Annotated in this window: 3 protein-coding genes and 1 pseudogene; all 4 read left to right on the top strand. The window is 73.1% G+C overall.

Going from position 1 to position 25084, the window contains the following annotated elements; genetic code table 11:
• Positions 1–25 precede the first annotated feature (25 nt).
• Positions 26–1450 carry an FAD-dependent oxidoreductase gene (locus tag ACFQVC_RS40335; RefSeq protein WP_381840995.1) on the top strand — a complete coding sequence of 475 codons (1425 nt, stop codon included), beginning with the start codon at positions 26–28 and terminating at the stop codon, positions 1448–1450.
• Between the two features lie 199 nt (positions 1451–1649).
• Positions 1650–8669 (top strand): annotated as a pseudogene (locus tag ACFQVC_RS40330) (SDR family NAD(P)-dependent oxidoreductase); the annotation flags it as partial.
• 177 nt (positions 8670–8846) lie between these two features.
• Positions 8847–13694: a type I polyketide synthase gene (locus ACFQVC_RS40325; protein WP_381840989.1), complete on the top strand. Its 4848-nt coding sequence runs from the start codon at positions 8847–8849 to the stop codon at positions 13692–13694.
• Positions 13695–13812: 118 nt separating this feature from the next.
• Positions 13813–25084, top strand: an 11272-nt coding sequence (locus ACFQVC_RS40320) for an SDR family NAD(P)-dependent oxidoreductase (RefSeq protein WP_381840986.1), incomplete at its 3' end; no start/stop codon positions are given.

The following is a 25084-nucleotide window of genomic DNA, read 5'->3' as shown; positions in this document are numbered from 1 at the left end:
GCGCAGACCAGGAAGGCAACAGGCCATGACCAGTGCAGTGGTGCTCGGCGGCGGTATGGCGGGGATGCTCTCCGCCGCGGTGCTAGCCGACCACGCGGACAACGTGACCATCATCGAGAGCGATCTGTTCCCCGCCGCGCCCGAACTGCGCAAGGGGCTGCCGCAGGGCTACCACAACCACATGTTCATGAGCGGCGGCGTCAGCGCCGTCGACAGCCTGCTGCCCGGCACGTCGGACGCGCTGTACGCCGCCGGCGCCAAGCGCCGCGGCATGCCCGCCGACCTGCTCACGCTCTCCGCCGAAGGCTGGTACCGGCGCCACCGCGACGGCCGCTCACATGTGCTCCTGTGCAGCCGCGCCCTGCTCGACCACACCCTGCGCGAGAGGGTCCTCGCCAACCCGAAGATCAACGTGATCGAGGCGGCCAAGGTGACCGGGCTCGCCGGGACCGCGGCCCGGGTCACCGGCGTCCGTGTCGAAAGCGCCGGATCCGAGCCGCAGACCCTGGACGCCGACTTCGTGGTCGACGCCACCGGGCGCCGCTCCAAGGCCCCCGCCTGGCTCGCCGAGTTCGGCCTCCCCGACGTCGAGGAAGAACTCGTCGACGCCGGTTTCGCCTACGCCAGCAGGCTGTACGAGGCACCCCCCGGCACCCCAGAGTCCTTCCCCGGCGTCCTCATCCAGGCACAGAACGGCACCGGCAAGCCGGGCCGCGGGGCGGCGCTCCTGCCCAACGAGGGCAACCGCTGGATCGTCGCCCTGATCGGCACCCGCGGCGGCCAGCCGCCCACCGACGAGGCCGGGTTCACCGAGTTCGCCCGCTCCCTGCGCGACCCCGCCGTGGCCGACCTGATGGCCGCCGCCACCCCCGCGGGCCGTATCCAGGCCTACCGCGGACTGCCCAACTGGCGCCGCCACTACGAGAAGCTGCCGCTGCCCGAGGGCTTCGTGGTGATCGGCGACGCCGCCACCACCCTCAACCCCAACTACGCCACCGGCATGTCGCTCGCCGCACTCGGCGCCATAGCCCTGCGCGACGAACTCGCCCGCACCGGCCTCGTCCCGGGGCTCGCCCAGAAGGCCCAGGCCGGCATCGCCAAGGCCTCGCTCGGCGCCTGGCAGATGGCGACCGGCACCGACCAGTGGTTCCCGGACGTCAAGTCCACCGTGAAGCGCGCCCCGGACCTGCTGCGCCGCTTCACCGCCCGCTTCGCCCGGATGACCACCGAGAACGCCGCCCTGTCCGACGCGTCGTTCAAGACGGCCGCCCTGGAGGCACCGCCGAGCAGCATGATGACGCTGCCCGCCCTGATCACCGTATTCCGCGGGCCCCGAGCACGCCCCCTGAGCCGGCAGGAAGCCATCGCGCAGTATCCGGAATTCGGAGATCTGCTCAATCCGCGATCCAGCGGCGACGACACCGGCGACAACACGGCACAAGCCGCCTGACCGGCCCGCAGGACGACAACAGGCAGAAAACCGGGCCGCGTTGTAGGGGTGCCGGACCAATTAAGGGGTTGGCGGGCCCACCGTCCGGCTCAAGGATTTATGTCCGAAAGCATCTGTTCGACGCGCGTGGTTCCTGGCGCGTGATTCTTTACCAATTCAAGGGGTGTCCTGGGTGAGCGATGTGGAAATGCCACCGGTGGTGCCGTGGCTGATTTCGGGAAAGAGCGCGCAGGCACTGCGGGCCCAGGCCGCCCGGCTGCGCACACACCTGGCGGACAATGCCGAGCGCCCCGCCGACGTGGGCCTGTCCCTGGCCACCACCAGGGCCGCGCTGCCGCACCGCGCGGTGGTGCTCGGCGCCGGCCAGGACGCCCTGCTCGCGGGGCTCGACGCGTTCACCGAGAACCGCGCCACCGGCGTGTTCATCGCCGGCGAGGCGGGCCCCGAGCCGCGCGTGGCGTTCGTCTTCCCCGGCCAGGGCTCGCAGTGGGCCCGCATGGGCGTCGAACTCCTCGACACCTCACCGGTGTTCGCCGCCCGCATGCGGCAGTGCTCCCAGGCACTCGCCCCGTTCGTCGACTGGGACCTCGAAGGCGTCCTGCGCGAACACGAGGGCCAGCCCACCCTCGACCCCGTCGACGTCGTACAGCCGGTGCTGTGGGCCGTCATGGTCTCCCTCGCCGAACTCTGGCGCTCCTACGGCGTCCAGCCCGCCGCCGTCATCGGCCACTCCCAGGGCGAGATCGCCGCCGCCAGCGTCGCCGGGGCCCTCAGCCTCGAGGACGGCGCCCGCGTCGTCGCCCTGCGCAGCCGCATCATCCGCGAGGAACTCGCCGGCAAGGGCGGCATGATCTCCGTGTCCCTCGCCGCCGCACCCCTGCGCGAACGGCTGCTTCCCTGGGAGGGCCGCATCCAGCTCGCCGCGGTCAACGGCCCCGGCACCGCCGTGGTCTGCGGCGAGACCGCCGCCCTCGAAGAAGTCTTCGAGCTGCTCACCGCCGACGGCGTCCGCGTCCGCAAGATCCCCGTCGACTACGCCTCGCACTCCCACTACGTCGAGTCCATCCGCGACCAGCTCCTCGACGCCCTCGCACCCGTGCGCCCCCGCACCTCGACGACCGCCTTCTACTCCACGGTCACCGGCGCGCCCCTCGACACCGCCGCCCTGGACGCCGAGTACTGGTACACCAACCTGCGCCAGACCGTGCGCTTCGAGGAAGCCCTCGAAGCGCTGCTCGCCGACGGCTTCACCCTGTTCGTCGAGTCGAGCCCGCACCAGATCCTCCGCGTCGGCATCCAGGAGACCATCGACGCCGCCGGAGCCACCGCGGCCACCGTCGGCTCGCTGCGCCGCAAAGAGGGCGGCCTGCTCCGGTTCACCGCCTCGCTCGCCGAGACATACGTGCGCGGCGTGCCCGTCGACTGGCGGGGCTTCTTCCCCGGCGCCGAGACCGTCGACCTGCCCACCTACGCCTTCCAGCGGCGCCGCTACTGGCTGAACGTCCCCACCCCCGGCGGCGAGGTCGCCGGTGTCGGCCAGACCGCCCTTGACCATCCCCTGCTCGGCGCGGCCCTCGAACCCGCCGAGTCCGGCGGCCACTTGTTCACCAGCCGCCTCTCCCTGCAGACCCACCCCTGGCTCGCCGACCACGAGGCGCTCGGCAGCGTCCTGCTGCCCGGTACCGCCTTCGTCGACCTCGCCATCCGCGCCGGCGACCAGGCCGGCTGCTCCACGCTCGAAGAACTCACCCTGCAGGCGCCGCTGGTGCTGCCCGAGCGCGGCGGCGTCGCCCTGCAGGTCCTGCTCGGCGCCGCCGACACCTCCGGCTCCCGCACCGTCACCATCCACTCCCGCGCCGACGGCGAGAACACCCCCTGGATACGGCACGCCACCGGCGTCCTCACCGACAGCGCCGCCGACGCGGGCTTCGACCTCACCCAGTGGCCGCCGCAGGGCGCCGAACCCCTCTCCCTGGAAGGCGCCTACGAGCGGCTCTTCGGCCGCGGCTACGCCTACGGGCCCGTCTTCCAGGGCCTCACCGCGGCCTGGCGGCGCGGCAGCGAGATCTTCGCCGAGGTGTCCCTGCCCGAACAGGCACACGCCGACGCCCAGCGCTGCGGGCTGCACCCCGCGCTCCTCGACGCCGCCCTGCACGCCGAACTCGTCGCCACCGAAGGCGAGCAGGGAGCCGAATCCGGCGCCACCGTGCTGCCCTTCGCCTGGACCGACGTACGCCTGCACGCCGTCGGCGCCACCGCGCTGCGCGTGCGGCTCAGCGCCGAGGGCGACGGCAACACCGTGATCGAAGCAGCCGACGCGAGCGGGCAGCCCGTCCTCAGCGTCGGCTCCCTCGTCGCCAGGGCCGTCTCCACCGAACAGCTGCAGGCCGCGGGCGGCCACCGCGAGCTGCCCTACCGGCTGCGCTGGAACACCGCCAAGCCGCAACAGACCGGACAGACCGCACAGGCCGGACAGGCCGGGCAGGAAGCGCCCTCGTACGACTGGTTCGCCGACGTGGACGCGGCACGCGCCGCCGACGCCCTGCCCGACGTCACCCTCATCGAGGTCACGCGGGCGCCCGAGCCCGGCGAACTGCCCGACGCCGTCCGCCACACCGCCCACCGCGCCCTGCACCTGGTGCAGGAGTGGCTCGCCGACGAACGCCTCGCCCAAGGGCGCCTCGGCCTGGTCACCCACAACGCCGTCGCCGCCACCGACGACGACCCGGCACCCGACCTGGCCCTGGCTCCGGTATGGGGCCTGGTGCGGGCCGCGGCGGCCGAGAACCCCGGTCTGTTCACCCTGATCGACCTCGACGGCACCGAGGCGTCCACGGCCGCACTGCCCACGGCCCTCGCCACCGGCGAAAGCGAACTCGCCCTGCGCGCAGGCGAGATGCTGCTGCCGCGCCTGGCCCGCGCCGAAGAGCCCGAGACGCCGCCCGCGCGCACCCTCGACCCCGAGGGCACCGTCCTCGTCACCGGAGGCACCAGCGGACTCGGCGCCCTCGTCGCCCGGCACCTGGTCGCCGCCCACGGCATCCGCCACCTGGTGCTGCTCGGCCGCCGCGGACCCGACACCCCAGGGGCCGCCGAACTGCGCGCCGACCTAGCCGAGTCGGGCGCCGACGTCACCCTCACCGCCTGTGACGTCGCCGACCGCGACGCCCTCGCCGCCGTGCTCGACGCCATCCCCGCCGCGCACCCGCTCACCGGCGTGGTGCACTCCGCGGGCGTCCTGGACGACGGCGTCGTCGACGCCCTCACCCCCGAGCGTCTGGACACCGTCCTGCGCCCCAAGGCCGACGCCGCCTGGCATCTGCACGAACTCACCCAAAGCCACGACCTCGCGCTGTTCGCGGTGTTCTCCTCCGCCGCCGGCACCCTCGGCGCGGCCGGACAGGCCAACTACGCCACCGCCAACGTCTTCCTCGACGCACTCGCCGCCCACCGCAGGGCCGCGGGGCTGCCCGCCACCTCCATGGCCTGGGGACTGTGGGCCGAAGGCACCGGCATGACCGGGCAGCTGGACGAGACCGACATCGACCGGCTGCGCCGCCAGGGCTTCCCCGCCATGGCGACCGACGAGGGCCTCGCCCTGTTCGACCACGCCGTCACCGCCGACGAGCCGCTCCTGCTGCTCCTCCGCCTCGACCTCGGGGCGCTGCGCACCCAGGCGGCGGCAGGACAGACCCAGAACATGCTGCGCGACCTGGTGCGCGTCCCGGTCCGCACGACGGCCCGCACCGGCGGCTCCGCGGGCGGCGCCTCCCTCGCCGACCGGCTCGCCCGCCTGCCCGAGGCCGAGCGCGACAGCCTGCTCCTCGACCTGGTCCGCAGCCATGTCGCCGACGTACTCGGTCATGACTCCGCCGAATCCGTGGCACCGGACCGCGCGTTCAAGGAGCTCGGCTTCGACTCGCTCACCGCCGTCGAACTGCGCAACCGGCTCGCCGGCGACACCGGTCTGCGCCTGCCCGCCACCCTCGTCTTCGACCACCCCACGGCCCGCGCCGCCGCCCAGCACATCAAGGAAGCCGCACTCGGCGCCGCGGGCACCACGGCCGCCACCGCAGTGACCGCCGCCGCACCCGACGAGCCGATCGCCGTCGTCGCGATGGCCTGTCGCTTCCCCGGCGGCGTCGAGACCCCCGAAGACCTGTGGCGCCTGGTCGCCGACGGCACCGAGGCCGTGTCGCCGTTCCCCACCGACCGCGGCTGGGACATCGAAGGCGTCTACGACCCCGAGCCCGGCACCCCCGGCAAGACCTATACGCGCTCCGGCGGATTCCTCTACGACGCGGGCGAGTTCGACGCCTCCTTCTTCGGGATAAGCCCCAACGACGCCCTCACCATGGACCCCCAGCAGCGCCTCCTCCTGGAGACCTCGTGGGAGCTCCTGGAACGCGCGGGACTCGACCCCGCCACCCTCAAGGGCAGCCCCACCGGCGTGTTCACCGGCGCCATGTACCACGACTACGCCCGCTCCAGCGCGACCGGATCCATCGCCTCCGGACGGCTCTCCTACACGTACGGACTCGAAGGCCCCGCCGTCACCGTCGACACCGCCTGCTCGTCGTCGCTCGTCGCCCTGCACCTGGCCATCCAGGCGCTGCGCTCCGGCGAGTGCACCCTCGCCCTCGCCGGCGGCGTCACCGTCATGGCCACGCCCGAGGTGCTCGTCGAGTTCGGGCTGCAGCAGGGCCTGTCACCCGACGGCCGCTGCCGCTCCTTCGCGGCCGGCGCCGACGGCACCGGATTCTCCGAAGGCGTCGGCCTGCTCCTCGTCGAGCGGCTCTCCGACGCCCAGGCCAACGGCCACCCCGTCCTCGCGGTCGTCCGCGGCTCCGCCGTCAACCAGGACGGTGCCAGCAACGGCTTCTCCGCACCCAACGGGCCCTCGCAGCAGCGCGTCATACGGCAGGCGCTCGCCAACGCCCGGCTGACCCCCGCCGACGTCGACGCCGTCGAAGCCCACGGCACCGGCACCGTACTCGGCGACCCCATCGAGGCCCAGGCGCTGCTCGCCACCTACGGCCAGGACCGGCCCGACGACCGGCCCGTGTGGCTCGGCTCCATCAAGTCCAACATCGGCCACACCCAGGCCGCCGCCGGAGTCGCCGGGCTCATCAAGATGATCGAGGCGATCCGCGCGGGCGTGCTGCCCAGGACCCTGCACGCCGAGGAGTCCTCACCCCAGGTCGACTGGGACGCGGGCCGCCTCGAACTGCTCACCGAGGCCCGCGACTGGCCCACCACGGGGCGTCCGCGCCGCGCCGCCGTGTCCTCCTTCGGTATCAGCGGCACCAACGCCCACGTCATCGTGGAACAGGCACCGACCGCCGATGCCGGGACCGCCGCAGCGCCCGCACCGGCAACCGATGCCGGGACCGCCGCAGCGCCCGCACCGGCAACCGATGCCGGGACCGCCGAAGCGCCCGCGCCGGCGACCGGGGACACGGCCGCCACGCCCTGGCTGCTCTCCGCCCGCTCCGCGAAGGCCCTGCGCGCCCAGGCCGCGAAACTCGCCGCCTATCTGGAGAGCGGCCCCGGAGCCACCGCACTCGACATCGGCCATACGCTGGCCACGCGCCGCACCGCGCACGAGCACCGGGCCGCCCTCGTCGTCACCGACCAGGACCAGGCCGTCGCGGCCCTGACGGCACTCGCCGACGGTGAACAGCCCGCCGGCGTCGTGCAGGGCACCGCCCGCGCCACCGGCGCCAAGACGGCGTTCCTCTTCTCCGGCCAGGGCGCCCAACGCCTGGGCATGGGACGGCAGTTGTACGAGACGCAGCCCGTCTTCGCCCGTGCCTTCGACGCCGCGGCCGAAGCCATCGACCCCCACCTGGACCGGCCGCTGCGGGACGTGGTGTGGGGCGACGACGCGGCGCTGCTCAACCGCACCGAGTACGCACAACCCGCCCTGTTCGCCGTCGAGGTCGCCCTGTACCGCCTCGTCGAATCGTGGGGCGTCACCCCCGACTACCTCGCCGGGCACTCCATCGGCGAACTCGCCGCCGCCCGGGTGGCCGGTGTCCTCTCCCTCGCCGACGCGGTGAAACTCGTCACCGCGCGCGGCAAGCTGATGCAGGCCCTGCCCGAGGGCGGCGCGATGGTGGCCCTGCAGGCCACCGAGACCGAGGTCGCCCCGCATCTCACCGCCGGTGTCACGGTCGCCGCCGTGAACGGCCCCGCGTCCGTCGTGGTGTCCGGGGACGAGACCCACGTACTCGCCATCAAGGCGCACTTCGAGGCCGAAGGCCGTAAGACGACCCGTCTGAAGGTCTCGCACGCCTTCCACTCACCGCTGATGGACCCGATGCTCGACGAGTTCCGTGCCGTCGCCCGGTCCCTGACGTACCACGAGCCCGCGATCCCGGTGATCTCCAACGTCACCGGGCAGCCCGCCACCGAACTCACCGACCCCGACTACTGGGTACGCCATGTGCGCGACGCGGTCCGCTTCGCCGACGCCATCGCCCACCTGGACGGCCTGAACGTCGGCACGTACCTCGAAATCGGCCCCGACGCCGTGCTGACCCCGATGGGCGACGCCAACGTGGCCGAGGACGGCGGCGCCGCCTTCGTGCCGCTCATGCGCCGCGACCGGGACGAGCCGCGTGAACTCGCCACCGCACTGGCCGCCGCGCACTGCCGTGGTGTCGCCGTCGACTGGGCGGCGTACTACGACGGCAGCGGAGCCAAGGCCGTCGATCTGCCCACCTACGCGTTCCAGCGCCGCCCCTACTGGCTGGCCGAAGTCCACGGCGGTGAGATCGTCGCCCTCGGCCGGAGCGGCGGAAGCGACGGAAGCGACGGAAGCGACGGCGAGGACACCGCGCCCGGCACCGGACGCTGGCGCGAGATCCTCGCCCTGCCCGGCGCCGAACGCGACCGCGCCGCCCTGAAGTTCGTCCGCCGCCAGATCGCGGACACCCTCGGCCACGACAGCCTCGACGAGGTGGAGGCCGACCGGGCCTTCACCGAACTCGGCTTCGACTCGGTCGCCGCCGGTGAACTCCGCAAGCGCCTCACCGCCGTCACCGGCGCGGGACTGCCCGCGACACTCGCCTTCGACCACCCCAACGCCCAGGCCGTGACCGCTTATCTCCTCGCGGCCGCCGACCCGTCGGCCGACCCCGCGGCCACCGACCCGGCCCGGACGATCCTCGCCGAACTCGACCGCCTGGAAGCCGCGTTGACGGCCGCGTCCGACCTCAACGGTGACACCGCCAGGGTCACCGCACGCCTGGAGGCCGTTCTGCGCGGCTGGCGCGACGCCAACGGCGAGGAGACACAGACGGCACCGGACGCCGACTTCGAGACCGCATCCGACGACGAGCTCTTCCAGGCCCTGGACAACCTCGAGATTGGTTCATGAGCGATGGGGAACGTGGGGAACGACGACAAGCTTCGCGACTACCTCAAGCGCGCCACGGCCGAACTGCAGCAGACCAAACGCCGGCTGCGCGAGGCCGAGGCCAAGGACCACGAGCCGATCGCCGTCGTGGCCATGGCCTGCCGCTTCCCCGGCGGCGTCAGCACCCCCGAAGACCTGTGGCGCCTGGTCGACTCCGGCGGCGACGCCATCTCGTACTTCCCCGACAACCGCGACTGGGACAACGAGAACCTCTACGACCCCGAGCCCGCGACCCCCGGCAAGAGCTACGCACGTGAAGGCGGATTCCTGCACGACGCCGGGGAGTTCGACGCCGACTTCTTCAAGATCAGCCCGAAGGAGGCCAAGGAGACCGACCCGCAGCAGCGCCTCCTTCTCGAAACCGCCTGGGAGGCCTTCGAGCGCGGCGGCATCGACCCGGCCTCGCTCAAGGAGACCCGCACCGGCGTCTTCACCGGCGTCGTCTACCACGACTACCTCGTGGGCGGCGGCACCGGCAGCCTCGCCAGCGTCGCCTCGGGCCGGATCTCCTACACCCTCGGTCTCGAAGGCCCCGCCGTCACCGTCGACACCGCCTGCTCGTCGTCGCTCGTCGCCCTGCACCTGGCCATCCAGGCGCTGCGCTCCGGCGAGTGCACGCTCGCTCTCGCCGGCGGCGCCACCGTCATGGCGCACCCGCACTCCTTCGTCGGCTTCAGCCAGGACCGCGGCCTGTCCCCCGACGGCCGCTGCAAGTCCTTCGCCGACGCCGCCGACGGCACCGGCTGGGGCGAGGGCGTCGGCCTGCTCCTCGTCGAACGCCTCAGTGACGCCCGCGCCAACGGCCACCCCGTGCTCGCCGTCGTCCGCGGCTCCGCCGTCAACCAGGACGGCGCCAGCAACGGCATCTCCGCACCCAACGGGCCCTCGCAGATACGGGTCATCCAACAGGCCCTCGCCAGCGCCCAGTTGACGCCCGCCCAGGTCGACGCCGTGGAGGCGCACGGCACCGGCACCGTCCTCGGTGACCCCATCGAGGCGCAGGCCCTGCTCGCCACCTACGGCAAGAACCGCCCCGACGGGCGGCCGCTGTGGCTCGGCTCCATCAAGTCCAACATCGGCCACGCCCAGGCCGCCGCCGGAGTGTCCGGCATCATCAAAATGATCGAGGCCATGCGCCACGGCGTGCTGCCCAGGACCCTCCACGTCGATGAGCCGAGCACCAAGGTCGACTGGACCGAGGGCGATATCCGGCTCCTCACCGAGGCCCGCCCCTGGCCCGCCACCGACGGCCGCCCACGCCGCGCCGCGGTCTCCTCTTTCGGCTTCAGCGGGACGAACGGTCACGTGATCCTCGAAGAGGCTCCGCCGGTACCCGAGGAGGCTCCGCCCGTAACCGGAGACGCCACGGCGGCCGCCGACGCCCCGGAGGGCGCCTCGGCACCCGTCCCCGTCCCGGTCACCCTCTCCGGTCAGGGCCCCGACGCCCTGCGCGCCCAGGCCGAACGGCTGCTCGCCCGCGTCACCGCCGACGACAACGGTGACGGCAACGGTGACGCACCCCCCGTACTCGACCTCGGCTACTCCCTGGCCACCTCCCGCACCGCCTTCCAGAACCGTGCCGCGATCGTCGCCGAGGAGCGCGCCGAACTCGTCCGTGGCCTCACCGCCCTGGCCGAGGGCGCCCCGCACCCCACGGTCGTCCAGGGCACGGCACCGCGCACCGCGGGCGCGACGGCGTTCCTTTTCACAGGTCAGGGTGCTCAACGGCTCGGTATGGGCCGGGAGTTGTTCGGGGCGTTCCCCGTGTTCGCCGAGGCCTTCGACGCCGTACTGGCCGCCCTCGACGAGTTCGGCGGCGGGCTGCGGGACGTGATCTGGGGCGAGGACGAGGGCAAGCTGAACCGTACGGAGTTCACGCAGCCCGCGCTGTTCGCGATAGAGGTCGCCCTGTACCGCCTGGTGGAGTCGTGGGGCATACGGCCCGACTATCTGGCCGGGCATTCGATCGGGGAGATCGCCGCCGCGCATGTGGCGGGGGTGCTGTCCCTGGCCGATGCGGCCCAACTGGTCTCGGCACGCGGGAAGTTGATGCAGGCCCTGCCCGAGGGCGGCGCGATGGTGGCCCTGCAGGCCACCGAGGACGAGGTCACCCCGCACCTCACCGACACCGTCACCATCGCCGCCGTCAACGGCCCGGACTCGCTGGTCGTATCCGGCGACGAGACCCAAGCCCTCGCGGTGAAGGCCCACTTCTCCGCCGAGGGCCGCAAGACCACCCGCCTGAAGGTCTCGCACGCCTTCCACTCGCCGCTCATGGAACCGATGCTCGACGAGTTCCGGACCGTGGCCGCCTCCCTCACCTACCACGCGCCCGCCGTCCCGCTCCTCGCCGACGCCACCGACCCCGAGTACTGGGTCCGCCACGTCCGCGACGCCGTCCGCTTCGCCGACGCCGTCCGGCAGCTGGCGGACGAGGGCGTCACCGCCTTCGTCGAGATCGGCCCGGACGCCGTCCTGACCGCGATGGGCAAGGAGAGCGCCGAGGACGCCGCGTTCGTGCCGCTCCTCCGGCGCGGCCGTGACGAGCGGCGCGAACTCGTCGCCGGGATCGCCGCGGCGCACTGCCACGGCGTGCCCGTGGACTGGCAGGCGTTCTACGCCGGGCGCGGCGCGCGGCGCGTGGAGCTGCCGACATACGCCTTCCAGCGGCGCTGGTTCTGGCGCGACCCCGAGCCCACGGCCGTCGCGGGCGCCGGTACCGACCCCGCAGGGGCCGCCTTCTGGGACACCGTCGAAGGCGCCGACGCCGATGAACTCGCCACGCGGATCGGCGTACCCGCCGACGCGCTCGGCAAGGTGCTGCCCGGCCTGACGGCCTGGCGGCAGCGGCAGCGCGAGCAGGCCGTGACGGACTCCTGGCGCTACCGCATCGCATGGCAGCCGGTCGACGCCCCCGAGCAGCGGGTGCCCGAGGGCACCTGGCTGCTCGCCGTGCCCGCGGGCCGCGCCGACGACCCGCGCATCCGGCAGATCACCAACGGCCTCGCCGAGCAAGGCCTTTGGACCGTACGACTCGACGTGGGCGACCAGGACCGCGCGAAGCTGAGTGAAGAGCTGCGGGCCCACTCCGAACTGGCCGGAGTCCTCTCCCTGCTCGCCCTCGACGACCAGGCGCACCCCGGCCACCCCGCGCTCTCCCGTGGCGCCGCCGCCACCGTCACCCTCGTCCAGGCACTCGGCGACGCCGGAATCACCGCGCCCCTGTGGTGCGTGACCGCGCAAGCCGTGGCCGCAGCGCCCGGCGACGAGATCACCGAGTCCCTGCAGGCCGCCGTCTGGGGCATGGGCGCCGGACTCGCCCTCGACCAGCCGGACAGCTGGGGCGGCCTGGTGGACCTGCCGCACACCGTGGACGACACGGCCACCCGGCTGCTCTGCCAGGTGCTCGCCGCGCCCGGCGGCGACGACCAGGTGGCCCTGCGCGGCGACCGTGTACTCGGCCGCCGCATGGTGCACGCCCCGCTCGGCGGACAGCCGCCGCAGCGCGAGTGGACCCCGCGCGGCACTGTCCTGATCACCGGAGGCACCGGCGGCCTCGGCGCCCATGTGGCACGGGCACTCGCCGACCGCGGTGCCGAACACCTCGTCCTGACCAGCCGCCGGGGCAGCGCAGCCGAAGGGGTCGCCGAACTCGTCGCCGAACTCGCCGGGCGCGGCACCCGCGTGAGCGTCGAGGCCTGCGACGTCGCCGACCGAGACGCGCTGCGCGCCCTGCTCGACTCGCTGCCCGCCGGGCAGCCGCTCACCGCCGTGGTGCACGCGGCGGGCGTCATGCAGCGCATCGCCCCGCTGTCCGAACTCACCCTGGACGAGTTCGCCGCCGTCGCCGACGCCAAGGTCGGCGGCGCCCGTAACCTCGACGCGCTCCTCGCCGACCGTGACCTGGACGCGTTCGTCCTGTTCTCCTCCGGCTCCGCGGTCTGGGGCAGCGCGGGCCAGGCCGCCTACGGCAGCGCCAACGCCTGCCTCGACGCCCTCGCCGCGCAGCGCAGGGCCAGGGGCGCCGCGGCCACCTCCATCGCCTGGGGCTCCTGGGACAGCGGCATGGTCGACGCCGAACTCGGCGCCGCACTCCGCCGCATCGGAGCACCGCCCATGGCACCGCGCCGCGCCCTCGACGCACTCGGCCAGATCCTCGACCACGACGAGAACGGCCTCGTCGTCGCCGATATCGACTGGGCCCGGTTCGCGCCCGTCTACACCCTGGCCCGCCCGCGGCCGCTGCTCGACGCCCTGCCCGAGGCGCGGGCGGCACTCGACGGCTCCGCCGACGACGCCCAAGAGGCAAGCGGCGGCGCGGAGTTCACCGAGCGCCTCAAGGAGATGCCGGCGGCACAGCGTGGCCGCGCTCTCCTCGACCTGATCCGCACCCACGTCGCGGCCCTCCTCGGCTACGACGACCCGGGCACCCTCGACGCGGCCCGCACCTTCACGGACCTCGGGTTCGACTCGGTGGCCGCGACCGATCTGCGGGCCCGCCTGTCCGCGGCCACCGGGCGGAAGCTGCCCAGCACGATGATCTTCGACCATGCGACACCGACGGCGCTCGCCGAGTATCTGCGCGGTGAGCTCTGCCCGGACGGCGGCGACGGGTCCATGGCCGTACTGGCGGAACTCGACCGGCTTGAGGAGACCATGGCCGCACTGCCGACGGAGGAGCTCGAACGCCACCGGATTCCCGAACGGCTGCAGACGCTCGCGGCCAGGGTCGCGGGCGTGCCCCAGGGAGAACAGCTCACCGCCGACGCCACGGCCGACGACGTCTTCGACTTCATCGACCGCGAACTCGGCCTGGCCTGAGGGACCAGGGCGACAGGGGACGACACGGGCACGGGCCCGGCCGGAGAGGCCGCACGGGCACGGGCCCGGCACACCACCGGAACAACCACAAGATCCAGAGGATGCTGCGAGGCGGGGAATGGCTGACGATCAGAAGCTCCTGGACTACCTGAAGCGGGTCACCGCCGATCTGGCGAAGACCCGGCAGCGGCTTCAGGAGTACGAGGCCAAGGACCAGGACCCGATCGCCGTCGTGGCCATGAGCTGCCGCTACCCCGGAGGCGTCGAATCGCCCGAGGACCTGTGGCGCCTCGTCGAGGAGGAGACCGACGCGGTCGCCCCGTTCCCCGCCGACCGCGGCTGGAACGTGGACCCCGCCGACGAGAGTCCCGACTTCGCGCGGGTCGGCGGATTCCTCAGCGGCGCGGCCGAGTTCGACCCCGCCTTCTTCGGTATCTCGCCGCGCGAGGCCCTCGCCATGGACCCCCAGCAGCGCCTGATGCTCGAAGTGTCCTGGGAGGCCCTGGAGCGGGCCGGTATCCCCGCCGAGAAGGTGCGCGGCCAGCAGGTCGCCGTCTTCGCCGGATCCGGCTTCCAGGACTACGGCGACCTCCTCAACGCCGCCCCCGAAGCCGCCGGACCCTACATGGGCACGGCCGCCGTCGCCGCCGTGATCGCGGGCCGGGTCTCCTACACCCTCGGCCTCGAAGGCCCCGCCGTCACCGTCGACACGGCCTGCTCGTCCTCGCTCGTCGCCGTCCACCTGGCCGCCCAGGCGCTACGGGAACGCGAGTGCTCCCTCGCCCTGGCCGGCGGCGTCATGGTGATGTCGACACCCGGGCCCTTCCTCGGCATGAGCCGTCAGGGCGGACTCGCCCGCAACGGCCGTATCAAGGCCTTCGCGGACGCCGCCGACGGCACCGGCTGGGCCGAGGGCGCCGGCATGCTCGTCCTGGAGCGCCTCTCCGACGCCCGCGCCAAGGGCCACCCGGTCCTCGCCGTCATCAAGGGCTCCGCCGTCAACCAGGACGGCGCCAGCAACGGCCTCACCGCGCCCAACGGCCCCTCCCAGCAGCGCGTCATCCGCGAAGCGCTCAGCAGCGCACGCATCAGCGCCGCCCAGGTCGACGTCGTCGAGGGCCACGGCACCGGCACGACCCTTGGCGACCCGATCGAGGCCCAGGCCCTGCTCGCCACCTACGGGCAGGCGCACTCCGACGAGCGGCCGCTGTGGCTCGGCTCCCTCAAGTCCAACATCGGCCACGCCCAGGCCGCCGCCGGAGTCGGCGGCATCATCAAGATGGTCATGGCGATGCGGCACGCGACGATGCCGCGCACCCTGCACGTCGACCGGCCGAGCAGCCATGTCGACTGGACCGCGGGACATGTCGAACTCCTCACCGAGGCCAGGCCCTGGCCGGAGGCCGACCACCCGCGCCGCGCCGCCGTGTCCGCGTTCGGCGTCAGCGGCACCAACGCGCACATGATCCTGGAAGAGGCACCGGAGCCGGAGCCGGAGTCGGGGTCGGAGCCTGATTCGGGGCCGGAGTCGGCTGCGGGCTCGGGTGCGGAGCGGAAGACCGTCGCCGCTGCCACTGCCGCGCCGCGTCCCGTCGCCGAACTGCCCCTGCCCTGGCTGGTCTCGGCCCGCAGCGCGGAGGCCCTGAGCGGCCAGGCCGCCCGCATCGGCGGATATGCCGCAGCCCACGAGGAGCTGTCCGCCCTCGACCTCGGCTACTCCCTCGCCACCACCCGCGCCGCCCTGGAACACCGCGCGGTGATCCTCGCGCCCGGCCGGGACGCCGCCGTCGAGGCCCTCACCGCCCTCGCTGCGGGCGAATCCCGCCCCGACATCGTGCAGGGCGTCGTCTCTGGCGGCCAGACGGCGTTCCTGTTCACGGGTCAGGGTGCCCAACGCCTTGGTATGGGCCGTGAGTTGTACGACGCGTTCCCGGTGTTCGCCGAGGCCTTCGACGCCGTACTGGCCGCCCTTGACGAGTTCGGCGGCGAGCTGCGGGACGTGATCTGGGGCGAGGACGCCGAGAAGCTGAACCGTACGGAGTTCACGCAGCCCGCCCTGTTCGCGATCGAGGTCGCGCTGTACCGGCTCGTCGAGTCGTGGGGTGTACGGCCCGACTATCTGGCCGGGCACTCGATCGGGGAGATCGCCGCGGCGCATGCGGCCGGGGTCCTTTCGCTGTCCGACGCCGCCCAACTCGTGGCCGCACGCGGCAAGTTGATGCAGGCCCTGCCCGAGGGCGGCGCGATGGTGGCGCTGCAGGCCACCGAGGACGAAGTCCTGCCGCACCTCACCGACCAGGTCGCCATCGCCGCCGTCAACGGGCCGAAGGCCGTGGTCGTCTCCGGTGACGAGTCCCAAGTACTCGCCATCAAGGCGCACTTCGAAACCGAGGGCCGCAAATCCAGCCGCCTGAAGGTCTCGCACGCCTTCCACTCGCCGCTCATGGAGCCGATGCTCGCGGACTTCCGTTCCGTGGCCCGCTCCCTCACGTACCACGAGCCCACCGTCCCGGTCGTCTCCAACGTCACCGGCGCACTGGCGACGCAGCTCACCGACCCCGAGTACTGGGTACGCCACGTCCGCGATGCCGTCCGGTTCGCCGACGGTATCCGCGCCCTGGAGGCCGAAGGCGTCACCCGCTTCCTCGAACTCGGCCCCGACGCCGTCCTGACCGCCATGGCCCGGCAGTCCGTCGAGTCCGGTACGGCCGTCCTGGCCCCGGCCCTGCGCCGCAACCGCCCCGAGACACCCGCCCTGTTCAGGGCGCTCGGCCAGCTGTACGTGCGCGGCGGCGCCGTCGACTGGGAGTCCGTGTTCACCGGCCACGGCGCGCAGCGCGTCGAGCTGCCGACGTACGCCTTCCAGCGCGAGCACTACTGGATGGCGCCGGAGAACGGCACCGGCGATGTCGCCTCCGCCGGTCTCGACGCCGCCGACCACCCCCTCCTCGGCGCCGCCGTCATGCTCGCCGACTCCGAGGGCGCGGTCCTCACCGGACGGCTCTCCGCCACCACCCACCCCTGGCTCGCCGAGCACGTGGTCGGCGGCACGATCCTGTTCCCCGGCACCGGCTTCGTCGAACTGGCGGTACGCGCGGGCGACCAGGTCGGCTGCGACGTACTCGAAGAACTCACCCTCGAAGCACCCCTGGTGCTGCCCGAGCGCGGCGGCGTCCAGGTGCAGGTGGCCGTGGGCGCCGCCGAGGCCTCCGGAGTGCGGTCCCTGACCGTGCACTCGCGCCCCGGCCCCGACGAGCCCTGGACCCGGCACGCCACCGGCGCCCTCACCACCGGCGCGGCGCCCGCCGCCTTCGACCTCGCCCAGTGGCCGCCGGCCGGAGCCGAACCCCTCGACGTGGCGGACCTCTACCCCGGACTCGCCGGGATCGGCCTGCAGTACGGCCCCGTGTTCCAGGGGCTCAAGGCCGCCTGGAAGTCGGGCGACGACGTATACGCCGAGGTCGCGCTGCCCGAGCAGGGCCACCGGGACGCCGGGCAACTCGGCCTGCACCCCGCCCTCCTGGACGCCGCCCTGCACGCCGTGAGCTTCACCGGAGTCACCGGCGACCAGGCCGCCCTGCCCTTCGCCTGGTCCCGCGTCACCCTGCACGCCGCCGGGGCCGCCGCCGTACGGGCCCGGCTCACCCCGACCGGATCGGGGATCGCCCTGGCCCTGGCCGACGGCAGCGGCAACCCCGTCGCCACCGTCGAGTCACTGGTCCTGCGGCCCATCACCGACGACCAGCTGGCGGCCGCACGCGCGGCGTTCCACGACGCGCTGTTCCGCCTGGAGTGGACACCGGTGCCGGTGCCCGCGGACCTGCCCGCCGTGCCGGACGGGACGGTGGTGCTGCGCAGCGAGCCGGGTACGGACGCGGACGCCGCGCGGGCCGCGCTGAACACGGCCCTCGCCCAACTGCAGGGCACGCGCGGCCAGTTGGTGGTCGTCACCCGGGGTGCCGTGGCGGCCGGGGAAGGTGAGGACGTCACCGACCTGGCGGGCGCCGCGGTGTGGGGCCTGGTGCGCTCGGCGCAGTCGGAGGATCCCGGCAGGTTCGTGCTCGTCGACTCCGACTCCGACTCCGACACCGACACGGGCACCGATGGCCCTGCGGACGCGGTGGCCCTGGCGCTCGCGTCGGGGGAGCCACAAGTCGTGGTGCGGGGCGGAACGGCGTACGGCGCCCGCTTCGCCCGCGTCCCGGTGGCCGAGGAAGGAACCGGGGCGGCGGCGGGCTTCAGCGGTGACGGCACGGTCCTGATGACGGGGGCCAGCGGCACCCTCGGCGGCCTCTTCGCCCGCCACCTCGTGTCCCAACTGGGCGTAAGCAAGCTGCTGTTGACCAGTCGCAGGGGTGCTGATGCTCCGGGCGCGGCCGATCTCGCCGATGAGCTGACCGCGCTCGGTGCCGACGTGACCTGGGCGGCGTGCGACGCGGCCGACCGCCAGGCGCTCGCGGCGCTCCTCGCGGACGTCGACGACCTGACCGGCGTGGTGCACGTGGCGGGCGTCCTGGACGACGGTGTGATCGCCTCCCTCACCCCGGAGCGCATCGACACGGTCCTGCGCCCCAAGGCAGACGCCGCGCTCAACCTCCATGAACTGACCGCCGACCGTGACCTGGACGCCTTCGTCCTGTTCTCCTCCGGCTCCGGCACGCTCGGCGCACCGGGGCAGGGCAACTACGCCGCCGCCAACACCTTCCTCGACGCCCTCGCCGCGCACCGCCGCGCCCACGGCCTGCCCGCACAGTCACTCGCCTGGGGCCTGTGGGCCGGAGGCATGGCCGGCGCCCTCGACGAGTCGGACCGCACCCGGATATCCCAGGGCGGGGTGTACGCGCTCGCCCCCGAGGAAGGACTCGCCCTCTTCGACGCGGCGCTCGCGTCCGGCGACCCCCTGCTCGTACCCGCCAAGTTCGACCTGGCCGCGATACGCGCCCAGGGCGACGGCATGCCCGCGCTGTTCCGCGCACTGGTCCCACGGGCCGCGCGCCGCCGCAGTGCCACCGACGCGGCCAAGCCCGAAGCGGGCACCCTGCAACGCCAACTGGCCGCACTGCCCCGCGAGGAGTGGGAAGCGACCCTGCTCGACCTGGTGCTCAACCGGGCCGCGCTGGTACTCGGCTTCGGCGGCGCCCAGGCCATCGAGCCCGAACGCGCCTTCCGCGACCTCGGCTTCGACTCCCTCGCCGCGGTCGAACTCCGCAACGGCCTCAACGACGACACCGGCCTGCGGCTGCCCGCCACCCTCATCTTCGACTACCCGAGCCCCGTCGACCTCGCCCGCTACCTCCTGGAAGAGGTCTCGGAGGCCTCGGACATACCGGGCACCCCAGGCGAGGGCGGTACCGCCGCCGCACCCGCCGCCGTCGCCCCCGACGACGACCCGATCGTGATCGTCGGCATGAGCTGCCGCTACCCGGGCGGCGTCGAGACGCCGGAAGACCTGTGGCGGCTCGTCGCGGACGGCGTGGACGCCGTATCGGAATTCCCCGCGAACCGCGGCTGGAACGTCGACGAGCTCTACGACCCCAACTCGGAACGCCCCAACACCAGTTACGTCAAACACGGCGGCTTCCTGCACGACGCCGGCGACTTCGACCCGGCCTTCTTCGGTATCTCACCCAACGAAGCACTCGGCATGGACCCGCAGCAGCGGCTGCTCCTGGAGACGTCGTGGGAGGCGATCGAGCGGGCCGGTATCGACCCGGCCACCCTGAAGGGCTCGGCCACCGGTGTCTTCGCCGGGATGATGTACCACGACTACGCCGCCAACAGCGGCACGGGCGCCATCGCCTCCGGCCGTATCTCTTACGTCTTCGGCCTGGAAGGCCCCGCCGTCACCATCGACACGGCCTGCTCGTCGTCCCTGGTCGCCCTGCACTGGGCGGTACAGGCGCTGCGCTCGGGCGAGTGCTCCCTCGCGCTCGCCGGCGGCGTCGCCGTGATGGCCACACCCGAAGCCTTCGTCGAGTTCAGCCGCCAGCGCGGACTGGCTCCCGACGGCCGCGCCAAGTCCTTCGCGAACTCCACGGACGGTACGGCGTGGGGCGAGGGCGTCGGCATGCTGCTCGTGGAGCGGCTCAGCGATGCCCGCGCCAACGGTCACCCCGTGCTGGCCGTCGTCCGTGGCACCGCTCTCAACCAGGACGGCGCGAGCAACGGCCTCACCGCCCCCAACGGCCCCTCCCAGCGCCGGGTCATCCGCCAGGCCCTCGCCTCGGCGGGACTCACGGCAGCGGAAGTCGACGCGGTCGAGGCGCACGGCACGGGTACGACTCTCGGTGACCCGATCGAGGCGCAGGCGCTGCTTGCGACGTACGGCCGTGAACGGTCGGAGGATCAGCCGCTGTGGCTGGGCTCGATCAAGTCGAACATGGGGCACACGCAGGCCGCGGCGGGAGTCTCCGGGATCATCAAGATGGTCGAGGCGATCCGTCACGGGGTGCTGCCCAAGACGCTGCATGTGGATGAGCCGACGCGCCAGGTGGACTGGACGGACGGTCATATCGAGCTGCTGACGGAGTCGCGGCCCTGGCCGGAGACGGGCCGTCCGCGCCGGGCGGGCATCTCTTCGTTCGGGATCAGCGGCACCAACGCCCACGTCATCATCGAGCAAGCCCCCGAGCAGTCCGAGACGGCCCTTGAGCAGGCCGAGCGGCCCGAGCGGCCCGAGCAGGGTACGGACAGCTCGGGCAGCCCTGAATCGATCCCCGTTCCCGTCGTGTTCTCCGCGAAGACGGAGGAGGCCCTGCGCGGCCAGGCCGCCCGACTGCACGCCCACCTGCAGAACGACCCCACGCTGCGGCCCCTCGACGTCGCCCACACCCTCGCCACCCGCCGCTCCCTGATGGAGCACCGCTCCGCCGTCGTATGCGCCGACCGCACGACGCTCCTGGACACCCTCGCCGCGTACGCCGAGGGCGGGACGGCAAGCGGCACGGGAGCCGTTCACGGAACCTCACGGGACAGGGGGCGTACGGCGTTCCTGTTCACGGGTCAGGGTGCCCAACGCCTTGGTATGGGCCGTGAGTTGTACGAGACGTTCCCGGTGTTCGCCGAGGCCTTCGATGCCGTACTGGCCGCCCTTGACGAGTTCGGCGGTGAGCTGCGGGAGGTGATCTGGGGCGAGGACGCGGAGAAGCTGAACCGTACGGAGTTCACGCAGCCCGCCCTGTTCGCGATCGAGGTCGCGCTGTTCCGCCTCGTCGAGTCGTGGGGTGTGCGGCCGGACTTCCTGGCCGGGCATTCGATCGGGGAGATCGCCGCCGCGCACGTGGCCGGGGTGCTGTCTCTGCCGGATGCGGCCCAACTGGTGGCCGCGCGCGGGAAGTTGATGCAGGCGCTGCCCGAGGGCGGGGCGATGGTGGCGCTGCAGGCCACCGAGGCCGAGGTCACCCCGCACCTCACCGACACCGACACCGTCACCATCGGCGCGATCAACGGACCCACCGCCGTGGTCATCTCCGGTGACGAGACCCAGGCATTGGCCATCAAGGCGCACTTCGAGTCAGAGGGACGTAAGGCGACCCGTCTGAAGGTCTCGCACGCCTTCCACTCGCCGCTCATGGAGCCGATGCTCGACGAGTTCCGGACCGTGGCCGCATCGCTCACCTACCACGAGCCGTCGATCCCGGTCCTCAAGGACATCACCGACCCCGAGTACTGGGTACGCCACGTCCGCGACGCCGTCCGCTTCGCCGACGACATCAGGCACTTGGCGGCCGAAGGCGTCACCACCTACCTGGAACTCGGACCGGACGCCGTCCTGACCGCCATGGGTCAGCAGACCGCCGAGGACGCCGTGTTCGTACCGCTGCTCCGTCGCGGGCGCGACGAGGTCCCCGAGACCGTCACCGCACTCGCGCGGGCAGCCGTACGGGGTGTGGGCGTCGACTGGGCGGCGTACTACGACGGCAGCGGTGCACGCCACGTCGACCTGCCCACATACGCCTTCCAACGTCAGCACTACTGGCTCGACGCCCTGGAGTACTGGGCCGACGCCTGGGCCGGAGCAGACACCGGCGGGGTCGCGTCCGCCGGGCTCGACCGGGCCGAACACCCCCTGCTCGGTGCCGTGGTGGCTTCACCGGACTCGGACGGTGCGGTGTTCACCGGCCGTCTCTCCGTCGCCGCGCAGCCCTGGCTCGCGGACCACGCGGTGGGCGGCACCGTCCTCTTCCCGGGCACGGGACTCGTCGAGCTGGCCGTAGCGGCCGGTGACCGGGTCGGCTGCGACGTACTCGAAGAACTCACCCTCGAAGCACCCCTGGTGCTGCCCGAGCGCGGCGGCGTCGCCGTGCAGGTGGTCGTGGGCGCGGCTGACGACGGCGGTGCCCGCACGGTGACCATGTACGCGCGTGCCGACGACGGCGATCCGGGCGCCGAGCAGACCTGGACCCGGCACGCCACCGGCACGCTCACCGCCGGTGCGCCCGCGTCCTCCGTCGACCTCGCGCAGTGGCCGCCCGCCGGCGCCGAACCCGTCGACCTGAACGGCCTGTACGACACCCTCGCCGAGGCCGGTCTCGAGTACGGCCCGGTGTTCCAGGGCCTTACGGCGGCCTGGAAGTCGGGCGCGGGCGACGAGGTGTACGCCGAGGTGACGCTGCCCGATGACACCGACGTCGACGGCTACGGCGTCCACCCGGCGCTCCTCGACGCCTGCCTGCACGCCACCGGCCTGCTCGACGGGGGCGCCGAGTCGGCGCGGCTGCCGTTCGCCTGGACGGATGTCGCGCTGTACGCCACCGGCGCCTCCCGGGTACGGGTGCGGCTCACCCCCTCGGGTGCGGACGGTGTCGCCATCGCCGTCGCCGACGGTGAGGGCCGCCCCGTCGCCGAGATCGGCGGGCTCGTCCTGCGGGCCGTGTCCACCGAGCAGTTGGCGGCGGCCAGGACGGCGTTCCACGACGCGCTGTTCCGCCTGGACTGGACGCCCGTGGCGGTGCCTGTGCAGGCGTCGTCGAACCCGGGCGCGCCCGCGGACACGGTGGTGTGGCGGAGCCAGGAGGGCTCGGACGCGGTCTCGGTGCGTACCGCCGTGCATGGCGCTCTGGAGCAACTCCAGTCAGTGGAAGGACGGTTGGTGATCGTCACCCGTGGGGCCGTGGCGGCCCTGGAGGGCGAGGACGTCACCGATCTGGCGGGTGCGGCGGTGTGGGGGCTCGCGCGGTCGGCGGAGTCCGAGGACCCGGGGCGGATCGTCCTGGTCGACATCGGCACTGACGACGCAGACGACGCAGACGACGCAGACGACGCAGACGACCAGGACGACGCGGATGCGGTGGCTCTGGCGCTCGCGTCGGGGGAGTCGCAGCTCGCCGTGCGGGGCGGAACGGTGTACGGCGCGCGGCTCGCCCGCGTCGCGGTGGCCGAGGAAGGGGCCGAGGCGGCTTCGCGCTTCGGCGGCGACGACGGCGTGGTGCTGCTCACGGGCGCGAGCGGGACGTTGGGCGGTTTGTTCGCCCGGCATCTGGTGTCCGAACTGGGTGTACGCAGGCTGCTGTTGACCAGTCGCAGGGGTGCTGATGCTCCGGGCGCGGCCGAGCTTGCCGAGGAGCTGACGGCGCTCGGCGCGGAGGTGTCGTGGGCGGCCTGCGACGCGGCCGACCGTGAGGCGCTTGCCGTCCTCCTCGCGCCGATCGAGAACCTGGCCGGCATCGTGCACATCGCGGGCGTCCTGGACGACGGTGTGATCGCGTCCCTCACGCCGGAGCGCATCGACTCCGTGCTGCGACCCAAGGTCGACGCGGCCCTGAATCTGCACGACCTGACCGCCGATCGTGACCTGAGCGCATTCGTCGTGTTCTCCTCGGCCGCCGGCACACTCGGCGCGCCCGGTCAGGGCAACTACGCCGCTGCCAACACCTTCCTCGACGCCCTCGCCACCCACCGCCGCGCCAACGGTCTGCCCGCACAGTCCCTGGCCTGGGGTCTGTGGGCGGACGAAGCGGCGGGTATGGCGGGGGAGTTGAGCGAGGCGGACATCGAGCGGATGAACCGCACCGGCGTACACGCGATCACCGTCGCACAGGGCCTGGCCCTGTTCGACACCGCGAGCACAGTGCCCGCGCCGGCCCTGGTCCCGATCAAGCTCGACCTCAAGGCACTCGGCGGCACGGGCGGCGAGGTGCCGGAGCTGTTCCGTGGTCTGGTCAGGCGCCCCGCGCGCCGGGCCGTGAACTCGACGGCCGCCACGGCCGCGGCGTCCTCCCTCGCCCAGCGGCTCGCCGGTCTGGCACCGGCCGAGCAGGAGGCCGCGCTCCTCGACCTCGTGCGTACGCAGGCCGCCGCGACACTCGGCCACGCGGGACCGCAGGCCATCGACCCCGAACAGGCCTTCAGCGAGCTGGGCTTCGACTCGCTCAGCGCCGTCGAGTTCCGCAACGGCCTCAGCGAGACAGTGGGCAGGCGACTGCCCGCCACGCTGGTCTTCGACTACCCGTCGCCCGCCGCCCTCGCCCGTCACCTCGCCGACGAGGTGGCAGGCAGCGGCACCGGCGCCGGCACCGCCGTCGTCAGGGCGGCCGCCGTCGCCCCCGACGACGACCCGATCGTGATCGTCGGCATGAGCTGCCGCTACCCGGGCGGCGTCGAGACGCCGGAAGACCTGTGGCGGCTCGTCGCGGACGGCGTGGACGCGGTGTCCGAGTTCCCGGTCAACCGCGGCTGGCGCCTCGATGAGCTCTACGACCCCAACTCGGAGCGCCCCGGCACCAGTTACGTCAAACACGGCGGCTTCCTGCACGACGCCGGCGACTTCGACCCCGACTTCTTCGGCATCTCACCCAACGAGTCCCTGGCCATCGACCCGCAGCAGCGGCTGCTCCTGGAGACCTCGTGGGAGGCGATCGAGCGGGCCGGTATCGACCCGGCCACCCTGAAGGGCTCGGACACCGGGGTCTTCGCCGGGATGATGTACCACGACTACCAGGACAACACGAACACCGGAGCCGTCGCCTCCGGCCGCGTCTCCTACACCTTCGGGCTCGAAGGCCCCTCGGTCACCGTGGACACGGCCTGCTCGTCGTCCCTGGTCGCCCTGCACTGGGCGATCCAGGCGCTGCGCTCGGGCGAGTGCTCCCTCGCGCTCGCCGGCGGCGTCGCCGTGATGGCGAGCCCCGAGGCGTTCATCGAGTTCAGCCGCCAGCGCGGACTGGCTCCTGACGGCCGCTGCAAGTCCTTCGCGAACTCCACGGACGGTACGGCGTGGGGTGAGGGTGTGGGCATGCTGCTCGTGGAGCGGCTCAGCGATGCCCGCGCCAACGGTCACCCCGTGCTGGCCGTGGTGCGGGGCATGGCGGTGAACCAGGACGGTGCGAGCAACGGCCTGACCGCGCCGAACGGGCCCTCGCAGATGCGGGTGATCCGGCAGGCGCTCGCCA

This window comes from Streptomyces monticola (assembly GCF_042665355.1).
GTDB lineage: Bacteria > Actinomycetota > Actinomycetes > Streptomycetales > Streptomycetaceae > Streptomyces > Streptomyces monticola.
The sequence above is the reverse complement of the archived record's forward strand: the minus strand, read 5'-3'. Positions and strand labels throughout refer to the sequence as shown.

Coding starts and splice junctions, on each gene's coding strand:
- ACFQVC_RS40335 (WP_381840995.1), top strand. CDS start 26: ATGACCAGTGCAGTGGTGCTCGGCGGCGGTATGGCGGGGATGCTCTCC.